The 25,712-nt window shown below is 69.5% G+C and carries 30 protein-coding genes; 20 read left to right on the top strand and 10 right to left on the bottom strand.

Annotated features, from left to right (window positions below; translation table 11 throughout):
* Nucleotides 1-34: 34 nt before the first annotated feature.
* Entirely contained in the window at nt 35-928 is an 894-nt protein-coding gene (locus tag APZ15_RS10005; RefSeq protein ID WP_027787906.1) for a LysR family transcriptional regulator, read from the bottom strand.
* A 108-nt stretch (nt 929-1,036) separates the two neighbouring features.
* On the opposite strand from APZ15_RS10005, the gene APZ15_RS10010 reads away from it, so the two are divergent.
* On the top strand, nt 1,037-1,792 hold the full coding sequence (locus tag APZ15_RS10010; RefSeq protein ID WP_027787905.1) for a TerC family protein: 756 nt from the start codon (nt 1,037-1,039) through the stop codon (nt 1,790-1,792).
* Between the two features lie 96 nt (nt 1,793-1,888).
* Nucleotides 1,889-2,224: a TFIIB-type zinc ribbon-containing protein gene (locus tag APZ15_RS10015; protein ID WP_027787904.1), complete on the top strand. Its 336-nt coding sequence runs from the start codon at nt 1,889-1,891 to the stop codon at nt 2,222-2,224.
* A 94-nt stretch (nt 2,225-2,318) separates the two neighbouring features.
* Here the strand turns inward: APZ15_RS10015 and APZ15_RS10020 are convergent, their stop codons facing one another.
* Nucleotides 2,319-2,729: an Hsp20/alpha crystallin family protein gene (locus APZ15_RS10020; RefSeq protein ID WP_027787903.1), complete on the bottom strand. Its 411-nt coding sequence runs from the start codon at nt 2,727-2,729 to the stop codon at nt 2,319-2,321.
* Nucleotides 2,730-2,745: 16 nt separating this feature from the next.
* The gene (locus APZ15_RS10025) at nt 2,746-3,186 is read right to left on the bottom strand and encodes an Hsp20/alpha crystallin family protein (RefSeq protein ID WP_027787902.1); all 441 of its coding nucleotides are present in this window, start codon (nt 3,184-3,186) and stop codon (nt 2,746-2,748) included.
* Between the two features lie 247 nt (nt 3,187-3,433).
* On the opposite strand from APZ15_RS10025, the gene APZ15_RS10030 reads away from it, so the two are divergent.
* Nucleotides 3,434-4,351 (top strand): 3-hydroxyacyl-CoA dehydrogenase NAD-binding domain-containing protein, encoded by a 918-nt coding sequence (locus APZ15_RS10030; protein ID WP_027787901.1) that lies wholly within the window; start codon nt 3,434-3,436, stop codon nt 4,349-4,351.
* A gap of 54 nt (nt 4,352-4,405) precedes the next feature.
* Here APZ15_RS10030 and APZ15_RS10035 read toward each other — a convergent pair whose 3' ends face one another.
* A complete protein-coding gene (locus APZ15_RS10035; RefSeq protein ID WP_027787900.1) occupies nt 4,406-4,684 on the bottom strand; it encodes a DUF4148 domain-containing protein in 279 nt (92 codons plus the stop codon).
* A gap of 170 nt (nt 4,685-4,854) precedes the next feature.
* Nucleotides 4,855-5,703: a LysR substrate-binding domain-containing protein gene (locus APZ15_RS10040; protein ID WP_027787899.1), complete on the bottom strand. Its 849-nt coding sequence runs from the start codon at nt 5,701-5,703 to the stop codon at nt 4,855-4,857.
* Between the two features lie 328 nt (nt 5,704-6,031).
* Here APZ15_RS10040 and madL point away from each other — a divergent pair, with 328 nt between their 5' ends.
* From madL to APZ15_RS10095, 11 genes are all read left to right on the top strand, one after another.
* A complete protein-coding gene (gene madL, locus APZ15_RS10045; RefSeq protein ID WP_021162694.1) occupies nt 6,032-6,427 on the top strand; it encodes a malonate transporter subunit MadL in 396 nt (131 codons plus the stop codon).
* A gap of 11 nt (nt 6,428-6,438) precedes the next feature.
* Nucleotides 6,439-7,206, top strand: coding sequence for a malonate transporter subunit MadM (gene madM, locus APZ15_RS10050; protein ID WP_027787898.1), 768 nt, complete (start codon nt 6,439-6,441; stop codon nt 7,204-7,206).
* Between the two features lie 134 nt (nt 7,207-7,340).
* Nucleotides 7,341-8,987, top strand: coding sequence for a malonate decarboxylase subunit alpha (mdcA, locus tag APZ15_RS10055; protein WP_027787897.1), 1,647 nt, complete (start codon nt 7,341-7,343; stop codon nt 8,985-8,987).
* 10 nt (nt 8,988-8,997) lie between these two features.
* Complete coding sequence (gene mdcC / locus APZ15_RS10060; protein WP_027787896.1) at nt 8,998-9,312, top strand: malonate decarboxylase acyl carrier protein; 315 nt, start codon at nt 8,998-9,000, stop codon at nt 9,310-9,312.
* Nucleotides 9,309-10,244, top strand: a complete 936-nt coding sequence (locus APZ15_RS10065; protein ID WP_027787895.1) for a biotin-independent malonate decarboxylase subunit beta — start codon at nt 9,309-9,311, stop codon at nt 10,242-10,244. The genes mdcC and APZ15_RS10065 overlap by 4 nt, the downstream gene beginning before the upstream one ends.
* Entirely contained in the window at nt 10,231-10,938 is a 708-nt protein-coding gene (mdcE, locus tag APZ15_RS10070; RefSeq protein ID WP_027787894.1) for a biotin-independent malonate decarboxylase subunit gamma, read from the top strand. Before APZ15_RS10065 ends, mdcE begins: the two co-directional genes overlap by 14 nt.
* A complete protein-coding gene (mdcG, locus tag APZ15_RS10075) occupies nt 10,925-11,593 on the top strand; it encodes a malonate decarboxylase holo-[acyl-carrier-protein] synthase (protein ID WP_027787893.1) in 669 nt (222 codons plus the stop codon). The genes mdcE and mdcG overlap by 14 nt, the downstream gene beginning before the upstream one ends.
* Complete coding sequence (mdcB, locus tag APZ15_RS10080) at nt 11,590-12,456, top strand: triphosphoribosyl-dephospho-CoA synthase MdcB (RefSeq protein ID WP_027787892.1); 867 nt, start codon at nt 11,590-11,592, stop codon at nt 12,454-12,456. The genes mdcG and mdcB overlap by 4 nt, the downstream gene beginning before the upstream one ends.
* The gene (gene mdcH / locus APZ15_RS10085) at nt 12,453-13,385 is read left to right on the top strand and encodes a malonate decarboxylase subunit epsilon (RefSeq protein ID WP_027787891.1); all 933 of its coding nucleotides are present in this window, start codon (nt 12,453-12,455) and stop codon (nt 13,383-13,385) included. The genes mdcB and mdcH overlap by 4 nt, the downstream gene beginning before the upstream one ends.
* A 105-nt stretch (nt 13,386-13,490) precedes the next feature.
* Nucleotides 13,491-14,012, top strand: a complete 522-nt coding sequence (locus APZ15_RS10090; RefSeq protein WP_027787890.1) for a phospholipase D-like domain-containing protein — start codon at nt 13,491-13,493, stop codon at nt 14,010-14,012.
* Nucleotides 14,013-14,137: 125 nt separating this feature from the next.
* Nucleotides 14,138-14,782: a phosphoribosyltransferase gene (locus APZ15_RS10095; RefSeq protein ID WP_027787889.1), complete on the top strand. Its 645-nt coding sequence runs from the start codon at nt 14,138-14,140 to the stop codon at nt 14,780-14,782.
* A gap of 7 nt (nt 14,783-14,789) precedes the next feature.
* Here the strand turns inward: APZ15_RS10095 and APZ15_RS10100 are convergent, their stop codons facing one another.
* Nucleotides 14,790-16,007: a polyhydroxyalkanoate depolymerase gene (locus tag APZ15_RS10100; protein WP_027787888.1), complete on the bottom strand. Its 1,218-nt coding sequence runs from the start codon at nt 16,005-16,007 to the stop codon at nt 14,790-14,792.
* A gap of 171 nt (nt 16,008-16,178) precedes the next feature.
* Here APZ15_RS10100 and APZ15_RS10105 point away from each other — a divergent pair, with 171 nt between their 5' ends.
* Complete coding sequence (locus APZ15_RS10105; RefSeq protein WP_027787887.1) at nt 16,179-16,808, top strand: glutathione S-transferase family protein; 630 nt, start codon at nt 16,179-16,181, stop codon at nt 16,806-16,808.
* Between the two features lie 162 nt (nt 16,809-16,970).
* Nucleotides 16,971-17,177, top strand: coding sequence for a hypothetical protein (locus APZ15_RS10110; RefSeq protein WP_080982016.1), 207 nt, complete (start codon nt 16,971-16,973; stop codon nt 17,175-17,177).
* A gap of 108 nt (nt 17,178-17,285) precedes the next feature.
* On the opposite strand, the gene proP is transcribed toward APZ15_RS10110, so the two are convergent.
* Nucleotides 17,286-18,773 (bottom strand): glycine betaine/L-proline transporter ProP, encoded by a 1,488-nt coding sequence (gene proP / locus APZ15_RS10115; protein ID WP_027787885.1) that lies wholly within the window; start codon nt 18,771-18,773, stop codon nt 17,286-17,288.
* A 539-nt stretch (nt 18,774-19,312) separates the two neighbouring features.
* Here proP and APZ15_RS10120 point away from each other — a divergent pair.
* Nucleotides 19,313-19,645 carry a YnfA family protein gene (locus APZ15_RS10120; protein WP_027787884.1) on the top strand — a complete coding sequence of 111 codons (333 nt, stop codon included), beginning with the start codon at nt 19,313-19,315 and terminating at the stop codon, nt 19,643-19,645.
* A 34-nt stretch (nt 19,646-19,679) separates the two neighbouring features.
* On the opposite strand, the gene dnaQ is transcribed toward APZ15_RS10120, so the two are convergent.
* The 3 genes from dnaQ to APZ15_RS10135 are packed head-to-tail and all read right to left on the bottom strand — an operon-like array spanning nt 19,680 to nt 21,704.
* Nucleotides 19,680-20,414, bottom strand: a complete 735-nt coding sequence (gene dnaQ, locus APZ15_RS10125) for a DNA polymerase III subunit epsilon (protein ID WP_027787883.1) — start codon at nt 20,412-20,414, stop codon at nt 19,680-19,682.
* 37 nt (nt 20,415-20,451) lie between these two features.
* Entirely contained in the window at nt 20,452-20,895 is a 444-nt protein-coding gene (gene rnhA / locus APZ15_RS10130; protein ID WP_021163370.1) for a ribonuclease HI, read from the bottom strand.
* Nucleotides 20,892-21,704: a class I SAM-dependent methyltransferase gene (locus tag APZ15_RS10135; RefSeq protein WP_027787882.1), complete on the bottom strand. Its 813-nt coding sequence runs from the start codon at nt 21,702-21,704 to the stop codon at nt 20,892-20,894. The genes rnhA and APZ15_RS10135 overlap by 4 nt, the downstream gene beginning before the upstream one ends.
* Nucleotides 21,705-21,722: 18 nt before the next feature.
* On the opposite strand from APZ15_RS10135, the gene gloB reads away from it, so the two are divergent.
* The 3 genes from gloB (at nt 21,723) to APZ15_RS10150 (ending at nt 25,624) form a co-directional block, all read left to right on the top strand.
* Complete coding sequence (gene gloB, locus APZ15_RS10140; RefSeq protein WP_027787881.1) at nt 21,723-22,529, top strand: hydroxyacylglutathione hydrolase; 807 nt, start codon at nt 21,723-21,725, stop codon at nt 22,527-22,529.
* Between the two features lie 151 nt (nt 22,530-22,680).
* The gene (locus APZ15_RS10145; protein ID WP_027787880.1) at nt 22,681-24,249 is read left to right on the top strand and encodes a transglycosylase SLT domain-containing protein; all 1,569 of its coding nucleotides are present in this window, start codon (nt 22,681-22,683) and stop codon (nt 24,247-24,249) included.
* A gap of 157 nt (nt 24,250-24,406) precedes the next feature.
* Nucleotides 24,407-25,624 carry an MFS transporter gene (locus tag APZ15_RS10150; RefSeq protein WP_021163366.1) on the top strand — a complete coding sequence of 406 codons (1,218 nt, stop codon included), beginning with the start codon at nt 24,407-24,409 and terminating at the stop codon, nt 25,622-25,624.
* The last annotated feature ends 88 nt before the right edge of the window (nt 25,625-25,712 follow it).

A 25,712-nucleotide genomic window follows, 5' to 3' on the forward strand; every position in this document is an offset into this window, starting at 1 on the left:
CGCCATTATAGTTTCGTTTGATGTCGCACTCGCTTCAGTCGGCCGGCGCGCCGCGCGCCGCGTCCAGCAATTGCGACGTCAGCGGATGGTGTTCGCCGCGCCGCGAGCGGATCGCGTGGATCTCCTCGGTCACGTCGCCCGCGCGCCCGAGCCGCCGCAACCCGCGCAGCAGCGACGCATCGTTCGCGCCGAGTTCGCTCAGCGGAAACACGCCGAGGCCGCGCGCCGCGAACACGGCCATCAGCGCGCTGTCCTCGAATTCCCCGGCCACGCGGGGCACGATCCGCTCACCTTCCAGCCACAGGTCGAGGCGCGCGCGCAGCGCCGAGTGCGCGGTCGGCAGCAGCACGGGCAGCTCGGCGAGGCACTGCGGAAAGTGCTCCCGTGCGGCCGGCGTGACGAGTGCCGCGGGGCCGTACCAGTCGACCGGCGACGCGACGAGCCGCTCGCTCGTCACGCGCAGGTTCGAACCGGACGGCGCGCCCTGGCCGGCCAGCACGAGATCGAGATGATGCAGCGCGAGCTCCGCGAGCAGCGCGTCGTGCTCGCCCTCGTGGCACAGCAGCCGCAGCGTGGGGGTATCCAGCACGGGTGCCAGGATCGCGTGCGCGGCGAGCTTGGAGATGCCGTCCGCGAGGCCGACCGCGAGCCGCACGGTCGGCTGGCTGGCTGCCGCGCGCACTTCGTCGGGGATCAGCCGTCCCATCTCGAAGATCGCCTCCGCGCGCGCAAACGCGGCCTGGCCGGCGTCGGTCATCGCGACGCTGCGCCCGGCCGGGCGCAGCAACTGGTGCCCGAGCGCTTTCTCGAGCTCGCGCACCTGCGCGCTGATGGTCTGCACGGCCATGTCGAGCCGCCCGGCCGCGCGCGCAAAGCCGCCTTCCTTCACGACGACCCAGAAGTAGTACAGATGTCGGAAATTGAGCATCGGAACGTAATTTCGGAAAAACCGAACCAAAAATCAGATTCTCTCTGATTTTTACGAAGTTCTGGGCGGCATATCATCGGGCTTTCCACTTTCGAATCGGCCCATTTCATGGACTACCTGCTGACGCTTGCCGCCGACCCTGCCGTCTGGGCGGCGCTTCTGACGCTCGTCGTGATGGAAGTCGTACTCGGCATCGACAACCTGATCTTCATCTCGATCCTCAGCAACAAGCTGCCCGAAGCGCAACGCGCCCGCACGCAGCGCCTCGGCATCGCGCTCGCGCTGGTGATGCGCCTCGCGCTGCTCGGCAGCGTCGCGTGGATCGCAAGCCTCACCGAACCGGTGTTCACGCTGTTCGACCACGCGTTCTCGTGGCGCGACATGATCCTGCTGTCGGGCGGCCTGTTCCTCGTGTGGAAGGCGACCACCGAGATCCATCACCACGTGTCGCACGACGGTGACGGCGCGGGCGGTGCCGGCGGCGCGGCAGGCCTGACGATGTGGGCCGCGATCGGCCAGATCGTGATGCTCGACATCGTGTTCTCGATCGACAGCATCGTGACCGCGATCGGCATGACCGAACACGTGCCGATCATGTTCGTCGCGGTGATCGTCGCCGTCTCCGTGATGCTGTTCGCCGCGCAGCCGCTCGCACGCTTCATCGACCGCAACCCGACCATCGTGATGCTCGCGCTGTCGTTCCTGGTGGTGATCGGCATGACGCTGATCGCCGAAGGTTTCGGCTCGCATGTGCCGAAGGGTTACATCTACGCGGCGATGGCGTTCTCGGCGTTCGTCGAGGGCATGAACATGCTGGCGCGGCGCGCGAAGGTGAAGCGCGCGGCACGGACGGAAGGCCGCTGAGCGGCCGCGCGCGACGCCGGCTGCCGCTCAGGCGGCACCCGGCTCGCGCGTCTCATATGGAATCCAGACGAAATTCGCACGGAAAGGAGAAGCGCGATGAAATGCCCTGTCTGCAAGACGCCCGACCTGCTGATGGCCGAGCGCCAGTCGATCGAAATCGACTACTGTCCGACCTGCCGCGGCGTATGGCTCGATCGCGGCGAACTCGACAAGCTGATCGCGCGCGAGGCCGGCGACGCGCCGGTGCGTCGCGACGAGACGCCCGTGCGGCACGATGCGCAAGCGCCGCGCGGCCATGACGGCGGGTGGGGGCGCGACGGCCGCGCGCACGACGACCGGGACAGGCACGATGGCCGCTCGCACGGCGATCGTTACAAGCATGACGGCCAGCGTCGCCGGAAATCGGTGTTCGACCTGTTCGACTTCGACTGACTCCGCCGATGTCGCCATGTCATTGAAAAGCCCCGCCGGGCGCGTACCCGGCGGGGCTTTTTCACACGTGCGGGACGACGGCACGCACCGGTGCTTACGCGTTGCCGGCCGTCACGTCGATGCGGCGCGGACGCGTTTCCTCGCGGCGCGGAATCGTCAGCGTCAGCACGCCGTCGCGCAGGTTCGCGTCGATCCTCGACGTATCGAGGTCGGGGCTCAGCACGAAGCTGCGCGCATAGCGCGTCGCGCGGATTTCGGCATGCCGCACGCGGAGGTCGGCCGGCGTATCGAGGTGCGTGTCGGCCTCGATCGTCAGCGTGTTGTCGTGCACCTTCACGTCGAGGTTCTCGCGCGGCACGCCAGGCAGGTCGGCCCGCAGCGTGACGCCGAGGTGATTCTCGACGATGTCGACGGCCGGCGTGATCGCGGGCCGGCGCGCCGCTTCGGCGGCAGCGGGGTGGACGGTGCTCGTTTGGCGTTCGGCCAGGGTCGGGTTCGCAGTCATGTCGGTATCCTGAGAATTATTGAACGGTGATCGCGCGCGGCTTCGATGCCTCGCGTCGGCCGACGCGAATCAGCAGGCAGCCGTTTTCATAGCGGGCGCTGACCTGGTCGGGATCCGCGTCACGCGGCAGCTCGACGACGCGGCGGAACGCACCGTGAAAGCGCTCCTGCGCATAGGTGCGCAGGTCGTCGCCTTCTCCGCCTGGCGCCGGCTTGCGCTCGCCGCTGATCGTCAGCAGGTCCTTGTCGATCGACACGTCGAAGTCGGCCGCGGCCATGCCGGGCGCGAACGCGACGATCTCGATCGCGCCGTCGGTGGCGCCGACGTTGAGTGCGGGAAAGGCGCCGGGCCGCACCGCGCGAATGCCGGACGGACGATCGCCGAGCAGGCTCGCCACCTGCCGCTGCACGCGGGCGAATTCGTCGAACAGGTCGCTGCCGAAATGGATACCGCTCATGTGAGTCCTCCTGAACAGGGAACGCGGGAGACGCGACGGCGCGACGCCTGCGGCGGGCGCGACGCGGGGGCTCCACTGGGTCGAAACGGGGGCAGTGCGTGGTGTGGTGCGCTGCCCGACGACGCGTAATTAGTGGCCGCCGCAGCGCATTTCAAGAGGGGATCCACAATCTGCATCAATGCAGGCCCGTGCGGTTCGATGCGACAATCGCCGCGATCTATCTGCAGACCAACGACACGGGACAACCATGGACATTCGACGCATCGCGATCGTCGGCGCCGGCGTGATCGGCGCCAGCTGGGCCGCTTTCTATCTGACGCAGGGCTTCGACGTCGTCGCGACCGATCCGGCGCCGCAAGCCGACGCGCGGCTGCGCGACGCACTGGCCGCGTTTCTCGGCGAGCGGGCCGCCGAGCTTTCCGCGCGGCTGTCGTTCGATGCCGATCTCGTGCGTGCGCTCGACGGCGTCGACTTCGTGCAGGAGAACGGCCCGGAGCGGCTCGACCTGAAGCGTGCGCTGTACCGGCAGATGGACGACGTGCTGCCCGCGCACGTGCCGATCGCGTCGAGTTCGTCGGGCCTGAAAATGTCGGACATCCAGACAGCGTGCGAAAAGCATCCGGAACGTTGCCTGATTGCGCATCCGTTCAATCCGCCGCACCTGATTCCGCTCGTCGAGCTGGTCGGCGGCGAGGCCACCGGCCAGGACGTGATCGCGCGCGTGAAGGCGTTCTACGATGCGCTCGGCAAGCAGACGATCGTCCTCAACAAGGAGATGACCGGCCACGTCGCGAACCGGCTCGCGGCGGCGCTGTTCCGCGAGGTGTATCACCTCGTCGGCGAAGGCGTCGTGAGCGTTGCTGATGCGGACAAGGCCGTCGCATGGGGGCCCGGCCTGCGCTGGGGGCTGATGGGGCAGTGCCTGACCTATCACCTCGGCGGCGGCGCGGGCGGAATCGCGCACTTCCTCGAACACCTGTCGGGGCCGATCACGAGCTGGTGGGACGACCTCGGCACGCCGTCGTTCAACCCGGACGTCGATCGCAAGCTGAACGACGAATTGCGCGCGATCCAGGGCGGGCGCTCGATGCAGGAACTGGCGGCCGAACGCGACCGCCTGCTCGTCGAGCTGATCGACGCGCGGCGCCGCAGCTTCCTGCCGTGATCGGGCCTGGGCGGAGCGTTTCGGTCGGGCCGCGATCGGTCGGGCCGCACTCCGCTACTGCTGCGCGGCCGTTTGCGGTGCCTGCGGCGTCTGGGCAAGCCACGACGGGCTCGCGGCCTGCACGAGTTCGCGGTTGCGCGCGCGCGTCGCGGCGCTCGGCGGGTAGTTGCCGTCGTTCGTCGGCAGTTCACCGTCGAGATAGGCCTGCTTGAGCTGGGCGATGACTTCCGCGCGTGTCAGGCCCGGTTCGGGCGCGGCGGCATCGGTCTGGGCAAAGGCGGGGGACAGCAGGGCGGCGGCGGCGGTCGCGACGGCGAATCGCAAGACATTCATGGCGTGCTCCGATCAAGGGGACGGGACACCGGATGCGCGCGGCGGCTGCCGTGCGTTCCGATGGGGCCCATTGTCGTGAGCGGGCGCTGCGCGGACGATGACGCGTTCCGGGCAGAACTGTCAGTTGCGGGCGCGTCCGGCCGCGCATGCGTGCGTCGCGCCCGGTGCGGTTACAACTCCGACGCCGCCGTGATCAGTGTGGCTTCGAGCGCGAGCGTCGATCGCGACGCGGCCGCCGGCCGGTCGATCACGTACTCGAGTTCGCCGAGTTCGGGCAGCCCCGCGTCGAGCCGCGCGAGCCCGGCCGGGATCACGTAGCCCGCGAACGCGCTGACGCCGAGCCCCGCGCTCGCGGCGGCGCGCAACACCGCGACGCTGCTGCTGACTACCGCGATCCGGTACGGCCGCCCGACGGCTTCGAGCGATTCGAGCACGCGGCGGCGCGACACGCTCGGCTCCGGATGCATCGCGAGCGGCAGCACGGCCTCGTGGCCGGTGATCCGCGAATCGGGGCCCGTGCACCAGTACAGCGGCTCGCTGCGGATCACGCGGCCGCGCCGGCTGCCCGCGATGCGCTTCGCGAACACGAGATCGTGCCGCCCTTCGTCGAGCGCGTCGAACAGGTCGCCCGACAGCCCGGTCGAGATCGCGAGTTCGACTTCAGGATTGCGCTGCACGAAGCTCGCGAGCGCGGCCGTCAGGTGCGCCGACGCGAAATCCTCCGACATCGCGAGCCGCACCTTGCCCGACAGCGGCGGCCCGCACACCGACGTGACGGCTTCGTCCATCAGTTCGAGGATGCGCACCGCGTAGCGGAACAGCGCGTCGCCGTGCTGCGACAGGTGCACGTTGCGCGTGTCGCGTTCGAACAGCGGCCGGTCGAGCAGCTCCTCGAGGCGGCGGATATGCTGGCTGACGGTCGATTGCGACAGGCTCACGCGCTCGGACGCGGCGGTGAAGCTGCCGGACTGGGCGACGGCGACGAAGCTGCGCAGCAGCTCGGGCGGTAACGGGCGCATTGCTAAATCCACTGAATCGGTTTCGACAACTTCATAAATGGCCGGATATTGCGGCGCTAGTATCGGATCACGCCTCGGTGCGTGCCCGTCACGGCGCACACCGGATGCGTAGCCCGCGTCGTGCCGGCGGCTGCATCGGTCAGTCTACGGCATCCGGCATCCGGCCCGAAACCGCATCATCCCATCGACCGCCCGAGAACGCGCCCGCACGACGGGCCGCCGGGCCGCGGCGCACCGCGGCAGGAGACGAGTCCGCGCACGGGATCGGCGTGCGGGGCCGGTTCCTGCATGCGTCCGGCGCCCGTCACGAAGAGACTGGAGACGACTCATGATCATCTACGGAACCGCGCTGCTGGCGTTCTGCCACCTGGCCGGCCTGTTCCTCGGCGACCTGCTCGGCAGCGCGATCGGCGTGAAGACCAACGTCGGCGGCGTCGGCATCGCGATGCTGCTGCTGATCTGCCTGCGCCTGTGGCTGCACCGGCGCGGCTGGCTGCCGAAGGAAACCGAGGCCGGCGTCGGGTTCTGGGGCGCGATGTACATCCCCGTCGTCGTCGCGATGGCCGCGAACCAGAACGTCGTCGCCGCGCTCAAGGGCGGCCCCGTCGCGTTGCTGGCCGCCGTCGGCGCGGTCGCGATCTGCGCATGCTGCATCGCGGTACTCGTGCGCACCGGGCGCGACGACACGGCCTTCGCGGCCGTGCCGCAATTCGAAGAACAGTGAAGGAGGCCGCCATGCTGCAGATGCTCGAAAAAGTCGTCGCCCACAACGGGCTCGTCGCGTCGTTCGCGCTGGTCGGCCTGATCATGTGGCTGTCGTCGATCGCGTCGCGCAAGCTCACGTTCGGCCGTGTACACGGCTCGGCGATCGCGATCGTGATCGGCCTCGTGCTCGCCTACGTCGGCGGCGCATTCACCGGCGGCGAGAAAGGGCTGGCCGACGTCAAGCTGTTCGCCGGCGTCGGCCTGATGGGCGGCGCGATGCTGCGCGATTTCGCGATCGTCGCGACCGCGTTCGAAGTGCAGCCGACCGAGGCACGCAAGGCCGGGCTCGTCGGCGTCGTGTCGCTGCTGCTCGGCACCGTGCTGCCGTTCATCGTCGGCGCGTGCATCGCGCGCGCGTTCGGCTACACCGACGCGGTCAGCATGACGACCATCGGCGCGGGCGCCGTCACCTACATCGTCGGCCCCGTGACGGGCGCGGCGATCGGCGCGAGCTCCGACGTGATCGCGCTCAGCATCGCGACGGGGCTCGTGAAGGCGATCATCGTGATGGTCGGCACGCCGGTCGCGGCCAACTTCATGGGCCTGAAGACGCCGCGTTCCGCGATGATCTTCGGTGGCCTGGCCGGCACCGTCAGCGGCGTGAGCGCGGGGCTCGCCGCGACCGACCGCCGGCTCGTCCCGTACGGCGCATTGGTCGCGACGTTCCATACGGGCGTCGGCTGTCTGCTCGGGCCGTCGGTGCTGTTCTTCACGACGCGCGCGCTGGTCGGCGCGTAGCGCGCTGCGATGCGGCCCAAGCATGCGGGCCGCATCCATCGCGGCGTCCTCTGAGTCGCATTCGTCAACATCATCAATCGGCGGCGGCGCCAGGCTTAGAATGCCGCTGAACCATCGAAGCGGGAGAACTGTTCATGACGGGATGGAATCACGCGCGGCAGGCGCGCGATGCACGCCTCGCGGCCGGTGCGCGTTTCGCGCAGGGCAAACGGGTCGATGCGCGCGACGCCGTCGCGTTGCTCGAAGCGGTGCTGCGGCCAGGCGACCGCGTGTGCCTCGAAGGCGACAACCAGAAGCAGGCCGACCTGCTCGCGACGGCGCTCGCCGACGTCGACAGCGCGAAGATTCACGACCTGCACATGGTGCAGTCGGGCGTCGTGCTGCCCGAGCATCTCGACGTGTTCGAGCGCGGCATCGCGAAGCGCCTCGACTTCGCGTATTCGGGCCCGCAGTCGCAGCGCATCGCGAAGCTGCTGTTCGGCGGCAAGATCGCGCTCGGCGCGGTGCACACCTATCTCGAGCTGTTCGCGCGCTACTTCATCGACCTCACGCCGCAGGTCGCGCTGATCGCCGCGGTCAGCGCCGACGCCGACGGCAACCTGTACACCGGCCCGAACACCGAAGACACGCCGACCGTCGTCGAGGCCACCGCGTTCAAGGACGGCATCGTGATCGCGCAGGTCGACCGCATCGTCGACAAGGTGCCGCGCGTCGACATTCCCGGCGACCGCGTGCACTTCGTCGTCGAGGCGGGCCGGCCGTTCTACGTCGAGCCGCTGTTCACGCGCGACCCGGCCGCGATCACCGAAACGCAGATCCTCACCGCGATGCTCGCGATCAAGGGCATCTACGAACCGTACGGCATCAAGCGCCTGAACCACGGGATCGGCTTCAACACGGCCGCGATCGAACTGCTGCTGCCGACCTACGGCGAGAAGCTCGGGCTGAAGGGCAAGGTCTGCTCGCACTGGGCGCTCAATCCGCACCCGACGCTGATCCCCGCGATCGAATCGGGCTGGGTCGAGCAGATCCACTGCTTCGGCTCGGAAGTCGGGATGGACGACTACATCCGCGCGCGTTCCGACATATGGTTCACGGGCTCCGACGGGTCGCTGCGCTCGAACCGCGCGTTCTGCCAGACGGCCGGCCTCTACGCGTGCGACATGTTCATCGGCTCGACGCTGCAGATCGACCTGTCGGGCCATTCGTCGACGGTCACCGCCGAGCGCATCGCCGGTTTCGGCGGCGCGCCGAACATGGGCAGCGACGCGCGCGGCCGGCGTCACCCGAGCGAGCCGTGGCTGAAGGCCGGCGCGGAAGCCGACCCCGATACGCCGGCGGCACTCAGGCGCGGCCGCAAGCTCGTCGTGCAGATCGGCGAGACGTTCGGCGACAAGAACGTGCCGATGTTCGTCGAGAAACTCGACGCGCTGAAGCTCGCCGACAAGCTGCAGCTCGACCTCGCGCCGATCATGGTCTACGGCGACGACGTCACGCACATCGTCACCGAGGAGGGGATCGCGAACCTGCTGATGTGCCGCGACAAGGACGAACGCGAGCACGCGATCCGCGGCGTCGCCGGTTATACGGAGATCGGCCGCGGCCGCGACCGGAAGATGGTCGAGCGGCTGCGCGAGCGCGGCGTGATCCGCCGTCCGGAGGATCTCGGCATCGATCCGCTCGACGCCGATCGCCGCTGGCTCGCCGCGCGCTCGATCAAGGATCTCGTGCACTGGTCGGGCGGGCTCTATGCGCCGCCGGCCCGGTTCCGCAACTGGTGAGGAAGAGGGCATGGAACAGTTGAACTATCGCTTCACCGCGCGCGAGCGCGCGAAGGGCGAGCAGGCCGCGGCGCTCGTCGGCGTGGTGGCATCCGGCAATCTCGAGGTGCTCGTCGAGCGCGTGCTGCCGGGCAACGAATGCGAGATCGACATCCGCACCGCGGCGGTCGGTTTCGGTGCGGTGTGGCAGGCCGTCGTCACGGATTTCGTCGAGCGGCGCACGCCGGGCGGCCTGAAGCTGTCGATCAACGACGGCGGCGCGCGGCCCGACATGGTGTCGCTGCGGCTCGCGCAGGCCGTGCGCGCGATCGAGGGGGACGCATGATGAACGACGCGATCCACGACACGCCCGCGTTCGTCGCGAATGGGGCGAGCTGGTACGAAGCGTCGGCGCGGCAGCGCGTCGACGGGCTGCTCGACGCGGGCAGCTTCGACGAATTCCTCGGGCCGGCCGAACGCGTGACGAGCCCGCACTTGCCGCTGTTCGACCTGCCGCAGCAGTTCGACGACGGGATGGTGGTCGGCCACGGCCGGCTCGACGGGCAGCCGGTGTTCGTCGCGGCGCAGGAAGGCCGCTTCATGGGCGGGGCGTTCGGCGAAGTGCACGGCGCGAAGCTCACCGGGCTGCTGCGCGCCGCGCGCGAAGTCGGCAAGCCGGTGCTGATCCTGTTCGATACGGGGGGCGTGCGGCTGCAGGAGGCGAACGCGGGCGAACTCGCGATTGCCGAGATCATGCGCGCGCTCGTCGAAGCGCGTGCGGCCGGCGTGCCGGTGATCGGGCTGATCGGCGGGCGCGCGGGCTGCTACGGCGGCGGCGGGTTGCTCGCCGCGTGCTGCTCGGCGCTTGCGGTGTCGGAGCAGGGCCGTATCAGCGTGTCGGGCCCCGAGGTGATCGAAACCAATCGCGGCGTCGAGGAGTTCGATTCGAAGGACCGCGCGCTGATCTGGCGCACGATGGGCGGCAAGCACCGGCGGCTGATCGGCGGCGCGGACCGCTACGTGGCCGATACGCCGGACGCATTCCGCGCGGCGGCGCTCGAGCTGATCGGGCGTGCTCCGACGTTCGATGCGGCGATGCTGCGTGCCGAGCAGGCGCGTCTCGAGGCGCGTGTCGAACGGTTCGGCGCATGCCACGATGCGCTCGACGTCTGGCGCACGCTCGGGGCCGACAAGCCGGAAGCGATTCCGGGCATGCCCGACGACACGTTCGCGTCGCTCGCGGATCAATTGCAGGAGAGCACGCATGACGCTCGATGAAGTGCTGAACGCCTTGTTTCCCCAGGGCCATTCGATCGCCCGCACTGGCGGCCTGCTGACGGGGCATGCGGAACTGGCCGGTACACGCGTCGACGTGATCGGCGTCGCCGACCGCTTGCCGTTCGGCATCGACGAGGCGCTGACGCTCGCGGCCCGCGTGCTCGACACGATCGCGCGCGGCGGCGACACGCCGATCCTCGTGCTCGTCGACAGCGACAGCCAGCGGATGAGCAAGCGCGACGAACTGCTCGGCCTGAACGAGGGGCTGTCGCATCTCGCGAAGTGCCTGATGCACGCGGATCTCGCCGGGCACCGGACGATCGGCGTGCTGTACGGCCACACGGCCGCCGGCGCGTTCATCGCGACCGCGCTCGCGACGCGCACGCTGCTTGCGGTGCCGGGCGCCGAACCGGAAGTGATGGACCTGCCGTCGATGTCGCGCGTGACCAAGCTGCCGATCGACGTGCTGAAGGAGATGGCGCGCTCGACGCCGGTGTTCGCGCCGGGGCTCGACAATCTCGTGACGATGGGCGCCGTCGACGCCGTGCTCGATCCGGCCCGCGCGCTCGACGCGCAGGTCGGTGAATGGCTCGGCAAGCCGGCCGAGCGCGTCGACCGGCGCGCTGCGCGCGGCCGGCCGGTGGCTGCCGATGTCGCGCGGCGTGTCGAGGCGCTCGCGCGTGCCGCGCACTGAGATGCCGCTGCGCCGCCACACGCTCGTCACGTTGACGGCGGCAGGGTGGGGCGCGGCATTCGCGCGCGATCCCGCGCTCGCCGCCGATCCGCTCGTGCAGGCGTGGGCCGCGCGCGGCCGGCCGCTGATCGTGCGCCGCGCGTCGCCCGACGAGGCCGATGCCGGCCGCGTGCCGCTCGGCCTGCCGCTGCCGCCGTCCGCGGGCAAGCGGCGCATCGCGTTGAACGCAGCGGCCGATGCGCTCGCGACGGTCGGCCCGCTGCCCACGTTGTCCGACGTGCTCGCGGCCGCGCCCGACGCATGGCGCGCACCGTTGCGCGAGCTCGATGCGCTCGGCGCGCGGTGCGGCGTGCAGGGCCGCGTGTTCGGCAGCCTCGCATGGCAGGCGCTGACGGGCGAGCCGTACCTGGGCGAGTCGTCTGACCTCGACATCGTGTTCCCGCTACCGGAAGCCGCATCGATCGCGCCGCTGCTCGACGGCCTCGCGGCGATCGACGGGCGCGCGCCCATGCGCATCGACGGCGAACTGCTGCGCAACGACGGCGCGGGCGTCAACTGGCGCGAACTGCATGCGCGGCAGCCTGAAGTCGCGGTCAAGACGGCGATCGCCGTCGAACTGATGCCGGTCGACGCCTTCACCGGGGGCGCGCGATGAGTGCATGGGCCGCCTGCCGCATACCGGCGCCGTCCGAAGCCGGGCGCATCGCCGAACTGGCCGAGCGCAGCCTCGTGCTCGAGATCGAGACCTATCCGAAGCCGGGGCTCGTCAGTCACGTCGACACCGGCAGTCACACCGACATGGATGCCGCGACGTTCACGCGTAGCGCCGCCGTGCTGCGGCCTTACTTCGCGGAACTGGCCGACGCAGGCGCGCGCGATGCGGACATGGCCGTGCTGCGCAAGATCGGCCTGCGTGCCGAGCACGCGATGCTCGCCGCGACGGGCGGCGTCAACACGCATCGCGGCGCGATCTTCGGGCTCGGGCTGCTGTGCGCGGCGGCGGGCCGGCGTGCGACGCCGGGCGCCGTGCCGGGCGGGACGACGCTCGGCGCGTTCGTCTCCCGCCGCTGGGGCGCCGATATCCTCGGCGGCCCGCGCCTGCCCGACAGCCACGGCGAACGCGCGAGCCGCCGCTACGGCGTCGGCGGCGCGCGCCGCGAGGCGGCCGACGGTTTCACGACCGTCTATGCGGTCGGGCTGCCCGCGCTGCGTCGCGCGCGGCGCGACCTGCCCGGCGACCCGGAAGCGGCGCGCGTCGACGCGTGCTTCGCGCTGATCGCCGCGCTCGACGATACGAACCTGCTGCACCGGGGCGGGCAGGACGGCCTCGAATTCGCGCAAGCGGCCGCACGCGCGTTCGTCGCACGCGGCGGCGTGCGGGCGCGCGACTGGCGGCTACGCGCGGCCGCCGTGCATCGTGCGTTCGTCGCGCGCCGGCTGAGCCCGGGCGGCGCGGCTGACCTGCTTGCGATGAGCGTCTTCGTCGATGCGCTCGAAGCCGACGGAGGCGCGCGATGACGCTGGCCATCCTCTGTTCGGGACAGGGCGCGCAGCGCGCCGACATGTTCGACCTGACCGGCACCGCGCCGCAGGCCGACGCGCTGTTCGCCCACGCCGGCCGGCTGCTCGGCGACGATCCGCGCGCGTGGGTGCGGCACGCCGGGCCGGACGCGCTGCGTGAAAACCGTGCCGCGCAGATCCTCTGCACGCTCCAGGCGCTCGCGGCGGCCGCGCTGCTCGACGCGGTGTGGCCGCGCCGGCGCTGCGTCGCCGGCTACAGCGTCGGCGAAGTCGCGTCGTGGAGCGTCGCGGGGATGATCGAGCCGGACGCCGCGCTCGACCTGGCCGACGCGCGTGCGCGTGCCATGGATGCCGCGAGCGGCGGCGACGAGCGGATGGTGTTCGTGCGCGGCCTGACGCGCGCTCGGCTTGCGCGATTGTGCGACGGCCGCGACGCGGCGATCGCGATCGCGAACCCGGGCGACGCGTTCGTGGTCGCGGGGCGCCAGCCCGATGTCGATGCGGTGGCCGACGACGCGTCGCGCGACGGTGCGCTGCGCGTCGCGCCCGTCTGCGTGCGGATCGCGTCGCACACGCGCCGGCTCGCCGCGGCCGTGCCGGTGTTTCGCGCGTCGCTCGCCGCCGCTCACGTGCGGCGGCCGCTGCCCGGCACGCGGCTCTTTTCGGGTATCGACGGCGCGTCGGTGCTCGACGTCGACGCGGGACTCGACAAGCTGGCCCGGCAGATCGCGGAGCCGGTCGAGTGGGCGGCCTGTCTTGCCGCGTGCGTGGAGGCCGGTGCGACCGCGTTCCTCGAGCTCGGCCCCGGCCGCGCACTGGCCGAGATGGCCGGTAGCGCATATCCCGCGCTGCCGGCGCGCAGCCTCGCGGATTTCCGTTCCGTCGACGGCGTCACGAGCTGGCTCGCGCGTGTCGCGGCGGGCTGATCGACGGCCCGGAAGCCCCTCGCCGGAGTCGCCTTTCGCACTGTGTGTTGCGCCGGCGCAGCAGCCTTGCAGCCGGCGCTTGCCACACGAATTGGCGTCGCTAAAATGGCGCCCGCCATGAGACCAGCCGCCTTCCTTCTCGCCGCGCTCTGCTGCGCGGCGAGCGCCCACGCCAGCCAGATTCCGTCCGACGCCGCATCGGTCGGCACATACTTTTCGTATGACAATGCGGCGGCCGACGCGACCGTCGACCTGATCGAGCAGGCGCAGCGTCGCGTGTTGCTGGCCGGCTATACGCACGTGCCGCCGGCGGTCGCGAGCGCGCTGCGCGCGGCCCGCTCGCGCGGGATCGAGGTGCGTGTCGTGCTCGTGCGTTCGCCGCACGCGGGCCGGTACAGCGGCGCGGGCTATCTGAAAGCGTCGGGTATCGACGTGGCGATCGAGTCGCGGCACGGCGATCCCGCGCCGCGCTTCGTGATCGTGGACGACAGCGTCGCGCTGACGACGCTCTCCGAAGGGGCGGCTGCGCATGCGGAAACGGTGAACGTGTTCCAGCGCGCGCCCGAGCTCGCGCAATCCTATGCGCAGTCGTTCTGGCGGCTGTACCGGCAGGCCGGCGGCCTCTGACCCTTTCCTTCGGTGCCCCGCGCGCCGGTGTGACCCTGCTTGCATCGGCGCTGCCGATGAACCATGCTCGTTGACAGGCGCCGACGCGGGTTTCGCGCCTCCGGCGCAACGGCAGGGAGCCGAACGTGTTCGAGTGTTTTGCCGATCGTACCGATGCCGGCTGCCAGCTGGCCGGCGCGTTGCGCGATTATGCGGGCCGCGGCAATGTCGTCGTGCTCGCCTTGCCGCGCGGCGGTGTGCCCGTCGCGTATCCGGTCGCCCGCGCGCTGCACGCGCCGCTCGACGTGCTGGTCGTACGCAAGCTCGGCGTGCCGTCCGATCCCGAGCTCGCGATGGGCGCGATCGCGACGGGCGGTGCGATTCATCTGCAGCGTTCGGTGCTCCGCTCGATGGGCGTGTCCGACGCGCAGCTCGCCGATGTGATCGCGCGCGAGACGGTCGAACTGTATCGCCGCGAGGCGCTGTATCGCGGTGCCGCGCCGCCGCTGCCGGTCGAGGGCCGCATTGCGATCGTCGTCGACGACGGCGTCGCGACCGGCGCGTCGATGCGCGTCGCGCTGCAGACGTTGCGCGAGCGTCACCCGGCGCGCATCGTCGCGGCTGCACCGGTCGCGCCAGCGGGTGCGCGGCACGCGTTCGACGATCTGGTCGATGCGTTCGTCACGGTGTGGCAGCCGCTGCCGTTCTTCGGGATCAGCCAGTTCTACGCGCGCTTCGAGCAGACGAGCGACGACGAGGTACGCGCGTTGCTCGACGCGGCCCGGCCCTGACGCGGCATCACGTGCGCCTGATGCGGCGCGGGCGGGGGCGACGGGTTTCGGCCCAGGCGAACAGGCGCTGCAGCATCGGATGGACCTCCCCGCGCCAGCGCACCCCGGTAAACAACCCGTAGTGATCGCAGTCGCCGATGTCGATGCGGTAGCGCTCGTCGTCGGCGAGGCCGCTGCACATGTCGAGCGCCGCATGCGTCTGGCCGGCGCCCGTGACCGCGTCGCATGCGCCTTCGACGGTCAGCAGCGCGACGCCGCGCAGCGCGGCCGGCTCGACGCGCCGCCCACCCACGTCCCAGGTACCGACCGCGAGGCTCATGCGCTGGAACACGATGTCGACCGTGTCGAGGAAATACTCGGCGGGCATGTCGAGCAGCGCCGTGTATTCGAGCAGCGCACGCCGTGCGCCGGCGAGCCCGGTCATGTCGAAGCGCGACGCGGCCAGCGCGTACGCTTCGATCAGCGACAGGAAGCGCTGCGGGTACACGAGCGCGATCTCGCCCTGCTGCAGATAGGTGGGAAACACGTGGCGGCCATGCCCCGCGAAACCCGGCGGCACGACGTCGATCAGGTGGCGGCGGCACCAGCCCAGCGAATGGGCCGCGGCGGCGGTGCCGAGCGCACTCGGATTCCGGCGCGCGTCGAGCGGGCCGCCGATCAGCGTGACGCTCGCGGGCGGCGCGAGGCCGCGAGCGGCGCGCAGCGCGAGCGCGCCGAGCACCGGCACGGTTGCCTGGCACACGGCGACGACATGCAGCGGCCGGTCGTCGTGCGCGAGCCCGTCGACGAAGCCGTCGAGCGTCGCGACGTACTCGTCGAGCCCGAAGCGGCCCGCCGCGAGCGGCACGTCGCGCGCATTGCGCCAGTCGGTCACGCAGACGTCGCCGTCCGCGAGCAGCGTCTCGACGGTTTCCCGCATCATCACGGCCGCATGCCCGGCGAGCGGCGCGCAGAGCAGTACCGTGCGCCGCGCGTCGACGCGCGTGAAGCGCCGCAGGTCGCAGAACGGCGTGCGCGCGACGATGCGCTCGCCGACGGCCGGCCACCCGATGTCGAAGTGCGGGGGCTCGCCCGGCGGCCCGAGCAGCGGCTCGAACAGGTCGTCGTAGCACGAGGATGCGGCGTGCGGCAGCGTGGCCGCGGGCCACGCGTCGAACGCATGCCGCGTCGCCGCGCGCCAGGCGCGCATCCATTCCCGCTGCTGCTCGACGAGGGCGTACCACATGGCGAACCTTGGGGCGGAAGGGGCGTGAACTTGCATTATGGTCACTGCGGCCGGACAACGTGAGCCCCGCGTGCGGCCGGCTGATGCGCATCAAGCGCACGGGCGCGCTAGGCGAAGCCCTGCGGCGCTGCTACAGTCGTCGATCCCATTCCCTCAAGCGGAGCGTTTGCGATGAAGCTGATCGGCATGCTGGATTCCCCGTTCGTGCGCCGTGTCGCCATTTCGGCGAAGCTGCTCGACCTCCCGTTCGAACACGAGTCGCTCTCGGTGTTCCGTCATATCGAGCAGTTCAGGGCGATCAATCCGGTCGTCAAGGCGCCGACGCTCGTGACCGACGACGGTGCGACGCTGATGGATTCGTCGCTGATCGTCGATTATCTCGATCATCGGGTCGCGCCCGCGCGGCGGCTGCTGCCCGAGGATGCCGCCGCGCGCCTGAACACGCTCGTGCCGGTCGGTTTCGCGCTGGCAGCTGCCGAGAAGAGCGTGCAGGTCGTCTACGAGCAGGCGCTGCGTCCGGCCGACAAGCAGCACGCGCCGTGGCTCGAGCGCGTGCTGAGCCAGATCGAGGGCGCATACGGTGCACTGGAGCCGCTCGTCGCCGCCGCGAACGGCTGGTTCGGCGGCGCGCGCCTGCTGCAGTCCGACGTGACGGTGGCGGTCGCATGGCGCTTCACGCAGTTCATGGCGGCCGACTACCCGGTACTCGCGCGGATCGATCCGGCCCGTTATCCGGCGCTCGCCGCGCATTCCGCGCGGGCGGAAGCGCTGCCGGCCTTCGTCGAAACGCCGCTTGCGTAGGCCCGCCGGCGGGCCATCCGGCTGCTGCGGGCAGCCCGCCGGTCTTGCCAGACAAGCGTCGGCGGATTGTTCTCCGCGGCTGACAAGTGACTTCGCATTCGCGCGGTTTATCCGGCGGGCGCCGATCCCTAGAATCCACTCCATCGAATGACGCCTTGCCTGATGGAGCTGATGATGCGAACCCTGATCGAATCGAGCCTGTACCACCCGTCCGTCGTGTTGCCGCTTGCCGCGCTGACGCAGTTGATGGTCGAGCGCGATTTCAATCTCGGTCAGGTCGGGCTGATCGTCGCGACGCGTGGTGCACAGGCGGCCGTGTCGCGATCGCGCGCACTGCTGTTCTGCCGCAACTGCGAAGCGCACGCATGAGCGCGTACGCGGCGAGGGGATGAAAAAAAGCCCGGCCGGCGCAAGCCGGTCGGGCGGATCGGATTCGATCGGACCCCGGCTTCGGCCGGGGTTTTTCATGGGCGACGCTCAGGCGCGCGCGGTCGACACGGCAGGGTACATGCCCGAATCGTCGTCCTCGCGCATCTGGCGCACGAGCTGGTGGGCTTCGCGGCGCGTCGCGACGGCCGGCGGCGAGCCCTTGAGCGGCTGGCGTGCGGTTTCGGCGAGCGCGACGACCGACACGATGCCGATCACGGCGGCGCCCATCATGTAGTACGCGGGCATCATCAGGTTGTGCGTGACGTCGACGAGCCACGCGGTGACCAGCGGCGTCGTGCCGCCGAACAGCGACACCGACACGTTGAAGCCGATGGCGAGCGCGCCGTAGCGGATCTCGGTCGGGAACAGTGCCGGCAGCGCCGACGGCATCACGCCGGTAAAGCACGACAGCAGCACGCCGAGGATCAGCAGGCCGCCGAACACCGATGCCGTGGTGCCGGCATGGATCAGCATCATCGACGGGATCGACAGCGCGAGCAGGCCGACGCAGCCGGCGAGCATCACCGGCTTGCGGCCGATCCGGTCGGACAGGCGGCCGGCGGCGAGCGTCAGCGGCATCATCAGCACCATCACGATCAGCACGAGCACGAGGCTGTGCGATTCGTCGAAATGCAGCGTCGACGACATGAAGCTCGGCAGGTACGACAGCACCATGTAGTCGGTCACGTTGAAGATCAGCACGAGGCCGACGCACAGCAGCAGCGCACGCCAGTTGCGCATCAGCGTTTCGCGGAAGCGCGCCTTCGGCACGGCCTTGTCCTGCGCTTCGCGCTCCTCGGCCTGGCGCTTGAACGCCGGCGTTTCCTCGAGCTTCATCCGGATGTACAGGCCGATCAGGCCGAGCGGGCCGGCGATCAGGAACGGCACACGCCAGCCCCACGACAGCAGCGCCTCCTGCGACAGCGACGCGGTGAGCAGCGCGACGACGCCGGCACCCATCACATAGCCGATCAGCGTGCCGAATTCGAGGAAGCTGCCCATGAAGCCGCGGCGCTTGTCGGTCGAGAACTCGGCGATGAAGGTGGCCGCGCCGCCGTATTCGCCGCCGGTCGAGAAGCCCTGCACGAGGCGGGCGACGAGCAGCAGCACGGGCGCCATGATGCCGATCGACGCGTAGCTGGGAATGAGGCCGATCGCGAAGGTGCCGACGGCCATCATGATCATCGTGGCGGCGAGCACGCGCTGGCGGCCGATGCGGTCGCCGAGCGGGCCGAACACCATGCCGCCGAGCGGGCGCACGAGGAAGGCGGCCGCGAATGTGCCGAAGGTGGCGAGCAGCTGCGCGGACGGGCTGCTGGACGGGAAGAACACCTTGCCGAGCGTGACGGCGATGTAGCTGTAGACGCCGAAGTCGAACCATTCCATCGCATTGCCGATGGCCATCGCGCTGACGGCGCGCTTGAGCAGGCTCTGGTCGACGACGGTGATGTCGTCCGCGACGAGCGGGGCTTCGCCGGACGACGAAGCGGAGGAAGAGGCAGCGGTCGGGCTGACGTGTGTTGCGGTCAAGGTCATGCACTCCTTTGACTGCGCCGAACGGGCGGGCCGTCCGACACGGTTTGCCGGCGAGCGCGGTGTCGTGCGCGGCGCGTCGGGGCAGACCATTAAGCACTTACTGCACAAGCGGCGGTAAAGGGCCGTAAGGGGCTGCTTCGACGCGGGCCCGATGGGCCGTCGCGACAGTGCGCTCATGAAGAATGGGCCGCGTGATGCAAGCGGCAGATGCCGGTGCGGACGATGTCCGGCGTTCCGGCAAGCGCCCCGGAGGGGCAACGAAACGAGAAAAGCGGGCCTGTCGGGCGGGCTTTCCTGTGGGTGCAATTTCGGTCGAAGGGCCGGCCCGCAACGCGCGGACGGACTTCTCTCGAAATCGAATAGACAGAGATTGAATGTTGAAACAGGCGACATGATAGCACGATGACGGATGATCGTGCAAATTGCCGGGAAACGCCCGTCTGGCGGGGCGTTCGGCGGGGGCGGCTCGGGTATGATCGGCGGCGTGCGGCGGGGCCGTGCCGCCTCGCGGTGGCGGGGGCGAATTCACGAGGAACCGGATGACCGAACTGATGAGGGTCGCGGCGCTGTTCGCCGCCACCGCGCTGGCCGAAATCGTCGGCTGTTACCTGCCGTGGCTCGTGCTGAAGGAGGGGCGGCCGGTGTGGCTGCTGCTGCCGGCCGCGCTGTCGCTCGCGTTGTTCGCGTGGCTGCTGACGCTGCACCCGAGTGCGGCGGGGCGCACCTATGCCGCGTACGGCGGCGTGTACATCGCGGTGGCGCTGGTCTGGCTGCGGGTGGTCGACGGCGTCGCGCTGACCCGCTGGGACGTGGCCGGCGCGGCGCTCGCGCTCGGCGGAATGGCGGTCATCGCGCTGCAGCCGCGCGCGTGAGCGCGGCCGCGGCGCATGCCGTGTGCCGTGTGTTTCAGGCCGTTTCGGCGGCGCCTGCGTCGGCGGACTGGCGCCATACGCAGGTGCCCTTGACCGACTTGTCGAGCTCGTCGAGCTGCGCCTGGTGCGCGGCGAGCTCGTCGTCGCTCGCGGCCACCACGGCCAGGTCGAGCGCGGCGAGCGACACGCGCTGGCCGTTTGCCGCGCCGCCGTCGGCACCCGCGTCGTCGAGCATGTCGATCACGAGGCTGTCCTGGCCGCGCGTCATCGCGAGATAGACCTCGGCGAGCAGTTCCGAGTCGAGCAGTGCGCCGTGCAGCGTACGGTGCGCGTTGCTGATGCCGAAGCGGTCGCACAGCGCGTCGAGCGAGTTGCGCTTGCCGGGGAACATCTGCTTGGCCTGCACGAGCGTGTCGATCACGCCGCCGCAATGTTCGGTGAACGGCGGCAGGCCGAGCCGCGCGAATTCCGCGTCGAGAAAGCCAAGGTCGAACGGCGCATTGTGGATGATCAGCTCGGCGTCCTTCACGAAGTCGCGGATCTGGTCGGCGACTTCCGCGAATTTCGGCTTGTCGCTGAGGAATTCGGTCGTGAGGCCGTGCACCGCCAGCGCGCCCGGATCGCTGTCGCGCTCGGGGTTCACGTAGAAGTGCAGGTTGTTGCCGGTGAGCCGCCGGTTCAGCAGCTCGACGCAGCCGATTTCGATGAGGCGGTCGCCCGTGCGGGCGTTCAGGCCGGTGGTTTCGGTATCGAGAATGATCTGGCGCATGTCGGGGAAAACGTAGGAAACAGGGGGCGGCCCGCGTTCAGGCCGTGAGCGATTCGACGCCGCGATTCGCGAGCGCATCCGCGCGCTCGTTTTCGGGATGGCCCGCGTGGCCCTTGACCCAGCGCCACTCGACCTCGTGCTGCGCGACGAGCGCGTCGAGCCGCTTCCACAGGTCGGCGTTCTTCACGGGCGTCTTCGCCGCGGTGACCCAGCCTTTTTTCTTCCAGCCGTGGATCCACTCGCTGATGCCTTTCTGCACGTATTGCGAGTCGGTGTGCACGATCACCTGGCACGGCCGCTTCAGCGCTTCGAGCGCGGCGATCACGCCCATCAGTTCCATGCGGTTGTTGGTCGTGTTCGGCTCGCCGCCGAACAGCTCCTTTTCCTTGTCGCCGTAGCGCATCAATGCGCCCCAGCCGCCGGGGCCGGGGTTGCCCTTGCAGGCGCCGTCGGTATAGATGTCGATCGTATCGATTGTCATGAATGTTCTTGATGGGTGGTCGGGGAGGCCGCCGGCGTCAGGCCCGGTGCGAGCACGGGTTTCTTCATCCGGATCTGGCCGACGAGGCGCATGCCGCGCACGCGCTTGACGGCCGTCACCATGTAGACGGCGCCGAAGATCGGCCACCAGCGGTCGCCGGCGGCTTCCATGAAGCCGTAGCGGGCCAGCCACTTGTCGGTGACGAGCGGCGGCCGGTAGCAGCCGAAGCGGCCGCGTTCGAGGTCGAAGCCGAGCAGCTTGATCCAGTCCTTGAGCCGGATGAACGCGATCTGGTCGCGCGTGGCCGGCACGAACGGACGGTTCGCCATGCGCCCGAACGATTGCCGCATGCCCCACAGGCTGAGCGAATTGAAGCCGGTGATCACGAGCTGGCCTTCCGGCATCAGCACGCGCTCGGCCTCGCGCAGCAGGCGGTGCGGATCGGACGTGAATTCGAGCGTGTGCGGCATCACGATCAGGTCGACACTCTGCGACTCGAACGGCAGGTCGAGCAGGTCGCACCAGGTCGTGCTGCGATCGGCGGGTGCATGCTCGGGCGAATGGGCTTCGCGGGCCCACGGATACTGATAGGGCGCGCTCGCGCCGCTCGCCGGATCGAGCACGAGGCCGCGATACGGCATGCGGTTCTCGCGCAGCGCGTCGAGCTGCGGCAGGCCGAGCTGCAGCGCGTGGAACCCGAAGACGTCGGACACGATCCGGTCGAGCTGCGCCTGCTCCCAGCCCAGCACGTAGCGGCCGGGAGGCGAGTCGGTCCAGGCGGGCCAGTCTATAATTTGACGGTCAGACATAACGATGATTGCGCGCCCATGAACGAGCTGGAATACGTGCCGGTTCCGGCATTCGATGACAACTATATCTGGCTCGTCTCGGACGGCCGCGATGCGATCGCCGTCGATCCGGGTGAAGCCGCGCCGGTGCGCCGGGTTCTTGCCGAACGAGGCTGGCGGTTGACCGCTATTTTACTCACGCACCATCATGCCGACCACGTCGGCGGTGTCGCGGCACTGCGCGATAGCCAACCGGACGATGCTCCGCTCGCGGTTTACGGCCCTGCGGCCGAGGCGATCGGCGTGGTCACGCGGCCGCTGGCAGGCGGCGATCGCGTGACGCTCGACGCACCGTCCGTCGCATTCGACGTGCTCGACGTGCCCGGTCACACGCGCGGCCACATCGCCTATTTCCAGGCGGCCGGGCCGCGCAACGCGGCGCCGCACGTGTTCTGCGGCGACACGCTGTTCTCGTGCGGCTGCGGCCGCCTGTTCGAGGGCACGCCCGCGCAGATGCTCGCGTCGCTCGACGCGCTCGCCGCGCTGCCGGGCGACACGCGCGTGCATTGTGCCCACGAATACACGCTGTCCAATATTCGCTTCGCGCTCGCATGCGAGCCCGGCAATGCGGCGCTCGCTGCGTGGCGCGACGAAGCGCAGGCGCTGCGCGCGCGGGGTGTGCCGACGCTGCCCACTACGATTGCTCACGAGCGTGCCGTTAACCCGTTCATGCGGGCGGACAGCGCGGCGATTCATGCCACGCTCGAGGCCGAGTTGCATGAAACGGTGCCGGATCGTTTGACGGCGTTCACGCTGATGCGCGAATGGAAAAACCGGTTCCGATGACGATTTCCGGAGGACTCCAAAGCTCAAGCGGTGTCTGTAAAAATTGCTCCAAATGTAGGATTTCGCTGAGTTTTCGGTGTTTTTATTGACGTGAAGCACGCACTTCCGTAGTATCGCCTGCAATTTCCAGCCGTCGGAAGCCGAGATTTTCATGCGACTTATATTGAGTGCGATGGTGGTTCTGCTGCTCGCCGCTTGTGCGAGCCAGGCCCCTGTCGCCAACAACGCCGCCGATTCGCAGGCGACGTCCAACTACCTCCGTAAATCAGCCACCGCCAAAGAAACTGTCGACGTCGACAAGCAATCCGTCGGCGACCTGACCAGTGCAGACTCCGATCTCTGGGGGCGCATCCGCCGCGGTTTCCAGATGCCCGACCTGCAGAGCGACCTCGTCGACATGCAGACGACCTGGTACACGCAGCGGCCCGACTACGTGCAGCGCATGACCGAGCGCTCGCAGAAGTACCTGTATCACATCGTCGAGGAGCTCGAGGCGCGTCACATGCCGACCGAGCTCGCGCTGCTGCCGTTCATCGAGTCCGCGTACAACCCGCAGGCGCTGTCGGTCGCGAAGGCGGCCGGCATGTGGCAGTTCATGCCCGGCACGGGCCGTACCTACAACCTGAAGCGCAACATGTGGCAGGACGAGCGCCGCGACGTGCTCGCGTCGACGAGCGCCGCGCTCGACTACCTGTCGCGCCTGCATGACATGTTCGGCGACTGGTATCTCGCGCTGGCCGCGTACAACTGGGGCGAGGGCAACGTGCAGCGTGCGATCGCGCGCAACCAGGCGGCCGGCCTGCCGACCGACTATCAGAACCTGCGGATGCCGAACGAGACGCGCAACTACGTGCCGAAGCTGCAGGCGGTGAAGAACATCATCGCGAGCCCGCAGCAGTACGGGCTGACGCTGCCGGACATCCCGAACCACCCGTATTTCGTGACGGTCACGACGTCGCGCGATATCGACGTGGCGGTCGCCGCGAAGCTCGCGAACCTGTCGCTCGACGAATTCCGCTCGCTGAACCCGTCGTTCTCGAAGCCGGTGATCCTCGGCGCGACCGAGCCGCAGATCCTGCTGCCGTTCGACAACGCGTCGGCGTTCGAGAAGAACCTGAAAGCCTACAACGGCCAGCTTTCGTCGTGGACCACCTATACGGTCAGCGAACGTGCGCGACCGGCCGCGATCGCCGAGAAGATCGGCGTGGACGCCGATACGCTGATGTCGATCAACAAGATTCCGGCCGGCATGCGCCTGAAGCCGGGCTCGACGATCGTCGTGCCGCGCGGCGATGACGACGACGAGGACATCAGCGCCGACGTCGCCGAAAACGGCGCGCTCGCGATGGAACCCGATGTGCCTGACACGCGCAAGATGCTGATCCGCGTGCGCCGCAAGCAGTCGATGGCGGCGATCGCCGGCCGCTACGGCGTGTCGGTCGGCCAGCTCAAGGCGTGGAACCGCACGCACCGCGATCTCGTGATGCCGGGCCAGGCGCTCGTGCTGCACGTGCCGGTCGGCCGTTCGGTGCCGGCGGAGCCCGGTCCGGAACGGATCGCGACGTCGGCCGCCGGTGCGCACATCGAGCGCGCGAGCCTGGCGGTGGGCGGCAAGTCGCACGGCGCGAAGCGCGGCGCGGCGAAGCCGGCGGCCAAATCGACGAAAGCGACGAAAGCGGCGCCGGCCAAGGCCACAACGCACAAGGGCAAGAAGAAATAACGCAGTCGCGAGCGCATCGCGCGGCCGGCCCGGTTCGTGCGATTGCGTTATCATCCGACGAAATGCGACGAAACGCCGTCACCGAGGTGACGGCGTTTTTGTTTGTGCGTGGCGCGGGGGTGCCGCCTTGAATGCCTTCTTATAACAAGGGGAAGCGATGTCGTCGGTGCAGGTGAGGGTGCTCGCGCTGTTTTCGGTCGGGTATTTCGTGTCGTATGTGTTTCGCGGCGTCAATCTGGGCTTCGCGCCGTTCGTCACGCACGAGCTCGGGTTGTCGGCCGCCGATCTCGGCCTGCTCACCAGTCTCTATTTCCTCGGCTTCGCGGGCGCGCAGATCCCGGCCGGCGTGATGCTCGATCACTTCGGCCCGCGCCGCGTGACGGCCGGCATGCTGCTGTTCGCGGCTGCCGGTGCGGCCGTGTTCGGCGCCGCGCACAGCCTCGGCACGATGATGGTCGGCCGGCTGCTGATCGGCGTCGGCGTATCGGTGTGTCTCGGCGCGGCGTTCAAGGCGCTCGCGCAGCATTTCCCGGTCGGCCGGCTGCCGCTCGTGAACGGTCTCGTGATGGCCGTGGGCGGCCTCGGCGGCGTGATGGTCGGCTCGCCGCTGACCTGGCTGCTCGGCTGGACGAGCTGGCGCGCGATCTGTTTCGGCCTCGCGGTGCTGACGGTGGCCGTCGCGGCGTCGATCGGCCTGGGCGCGCCGGAGGCGAAGCAGGTGCGTCACCAGGGCGGGCTCGTCAGCCAGTTCAAGGGCACGTGGCATATCCTGGGCAGCCGTGCGTTCTGGAAGATCTCGTCGTTCTCCGTTGTCACGCAGGGGGTGTTCTACGCGATGCAGTCGCTGTGGGTCGGGCCGTACCTGCGCGACGTCGCGGGGTTCGATGCGCCGCATGCGGCGCGCCTCGTGTCGGTGCTCGGCTTCGCGATGATGGCCGGCTGCGTCGGCTTCGGCGCCGCGGCGCGCGTGCTCGAGCGGCGCGGCGTGTCCGTGTACGCGTTCTGCGGCATCGGCATGGCGTTGTTCGTCGCGACGCAGGCCGCGATCGTGGCGCGCGTGCCGTTGCCGCCGGCCGTTCTGTGGGCCGCATACGGGATGTTCGGCGGCGTCGGCATCCTGACCTACGCGGTGATGGCCGGACATTTTCCCGCGCATCTGATCGGCCGCGCGAACACGACGCTCACGCTCGTGATCTTCCTGCTGATCTTTGCGTTCCAGATCGGTGTCGGCGCGGTGCTGTCGCACTGGCCCGCGGTCGATGGCCGTTATCCGGCCGCCGCGCACTTCACCGCATGGGGCGTGTTGTTGGCTCTGCAGCTCGCGAGCGCGGTCTGGTACGTATGGCCCGCGCGCGGCGCTGGCCAAGTGCACTGATCCGGCGGTACGCTCGGGGCAGGGCGGCCGCGTAAAACGGGGCCGCAGCGCGCTGCTTCGCGCCGCCGCGCGTCGCGCACGCACGATC

The sequence above is a fragment of the Burkholderia cepacia ATCC 25416 genome (genome assembly GCF_001411495.1).
In the GTDB taxonomy this organism is placed as follows: domain Bacteria; phylum Pseudomonadota; class Gammaproteobacteria; order Burkholderiales; family Burkholderiaceae; genus Burkholderia; species Burkholderia cepacia.

Bases quoted from the DNA above. Each gene is read 5' to 3' on its own strand.
- APZ15_RS10005 (WP_027787906.1), bottom strand. From the start codon at position 928: ATGCTCAATTTCCGACATCTGTACTACTTCTGGGTCGTCGTGAAGGAA.
- APZ15_RS10010 (WP_027787905.1), top strand. From the start codon at position 1,037: ATGGACTACCTGCTGACGCTTGCCGCCGACCCTGCCGTCTGGGCGGCG.
- APZ15_RS10015 (WP_027787904.1), top strand. From the start codon at position 1,889: ATGAAATGCCCTGTCTGCAAGACGCCCGACCTGCTGATGGCCGAGCGC.
- APZ15_RS10020 (WP_027787903.1), bottom strand. From the start codon at position 2,729: ATGACTGCGAACCCGACCCTGGCCGAACGCCAAACGAGCACCGTCCAC.
- APZ15_RS10025 (WP_027787902.1), bottom strand. From the start codon at position 3,186: ATGAGCGGTATCCATTTCGGCAGCGACCTGTTCGACGAATTCGCCCGC.
- APZ15_RS10030 (WP_027787901.1), top strand. From the start codon at position 3,434: ATGGACATTCGACGCATCGCGATCGTCGGCGCCGGCGTGATCGGCGCC.
- APZ15_RS10035 (WP_027787900.1), bottom strand. From the start codon at position 4,684: ATGAATGTCTTGCGATTCGCCGTCGCGACCGCCGCCGCCGCCCTGCTG.
- APZ15_RS10040 (WP_027787899.1), bottom strand. From the start codon at position 5,703: ATGCGCCCGTTACCGCCCGAGCTGCTGCGCAGCTTCGTCGCCGTCGCC.
- madL (WP_021162694.1), top strand. From the start codon at position 6,032: ATGATCATCTACGGAACCGCGCTGCTGGCGTTCTGCCACCTGGCCGGC.
- madM (WP_027787898.1), top strand. From the start codon at position 6,439: ATGCTGCAGATGCTCGAAAAAGTCGTCGCCCACAACGGGCTCGTCGCG.
- mdcA (WP_027787897.1), top strand. From the start codon at position 7,341: ATGACGGGATGGAATCACGCGCGGCAGGCGCGCGATGCACGCCTCGCG.
- mdcC (WP_027787896.1), top strand. From the start codon at position 8,998: ATGGAACAGTTGAACTATCGCTTCACCGCGCGCGAGCGCGCGAAGGGC.
- APZ15_RS10065 (WP_027787895.1), top strand. From the start codon at position 9,309: ATGATGAACGACGCGATCCACGACACGCCCGCGTTCGTCGCGAATGGG.
- mdcE (WP_027787894.1), top strand. From the start codon at position 10,231: ATGACGCTCGATGAAGTGCTGAACGCCTTGTTTCCCCAGGGCCATTCG.
- mdcB (WP_027787892.1), top strand. From the start codon at position 11,590: ATGAGTGCATGGGCCGCCTGCCGCATACCGGCGCCGTCCGAAGCCGGG.
- mdcH (WP_027787891.1), top strand. From the start codon at position 12,453: ATGACGCTGGCCATCCTCTGTTCGGGACAGGGCGCGCAGCGCGCCGAC.
- APZ15_RS10090 (WP_027787890.1), top strand. From the start codon at position 13,491: ATGGCGCCCGCCATGAGACCAGCCGCCTTCCTTCTCGCCGCGCTCTGC.
- APZ15_RS10100 (WP_027787888.1), bottom strand. From the start codon at position 16,007: ATGTGGTACGCCCTCGTCGAGCAGCAGCGGGAATGGATGCGCGCCTGG.
- APZ15_RS10105 (WP_027787887.1), top strand. From the start codon at position 16,179: ATGAAGCTGATCGGCATGCTGGATTCCCCGTTCGTGCGCCGTGTCGCC.
- APZ15_RS10110 (WP_080982016.1), top strand. From the start codon at position 16,971: ATGGAGCTGATGATGCGAACCCTGATCGAATCGAGCCTGTACCACCCG.
- proP (WP_027787885.1), bottom strand. From the start codon at position 18,773: ATGACCTTGACCGCAACACACGTCAGCCCGACCGCTGCCTCTTCCTCC.
- APZ15_RS10120 (WP_027787884.1), top strand. From the start codon at position 19,313: ATGACCGAACTGATGAGGGTCGCGGCGCTGTTCGCCGCCACCGCGCTG.
- dnaQ (WP_027787883.1), bottom strand. From the start codon at position 20,414: ATGCGCCAGATCATTCTCGATACCGAAACCACCGGCCTGAACGCCCGC.
- rnhA (WP_021163370.1), bottom strand. From the start codon at position 20,895: ATGACAATCGATACGATCGACATCTATACCGACGGCGCCTGCAAGGGC.
- APZ15_RS10135 (WP_027787882.1), bottom strand. From the start codon at position 21,704: ATGTCTGACCGTCAAATTATAGACTGGCCCGCCTGGACCGACTCGCCT.
- gloB (WP_027787881.1), top strand. From the start codon at position 21,723: ATGAACGAGCTGGAATACGTGCCGGTTCCGGCATTCGATGACAACTAT.
- APZ15_RS10145 (WP_027787880.1), top strand. From the start codon at position 22,681: ATGCGACTTATATTGAGTGCGATGGTGGTTCTGCTGCTCGCCGCTTGT.
- APZ15_RS10150 (WP_021163366.1), top strand. From the start codon at position 24,407: ATGTCGTCGGTGCAGGTGAGGGTGCTCGCGCTGTTTTCGGTCGGGTAT.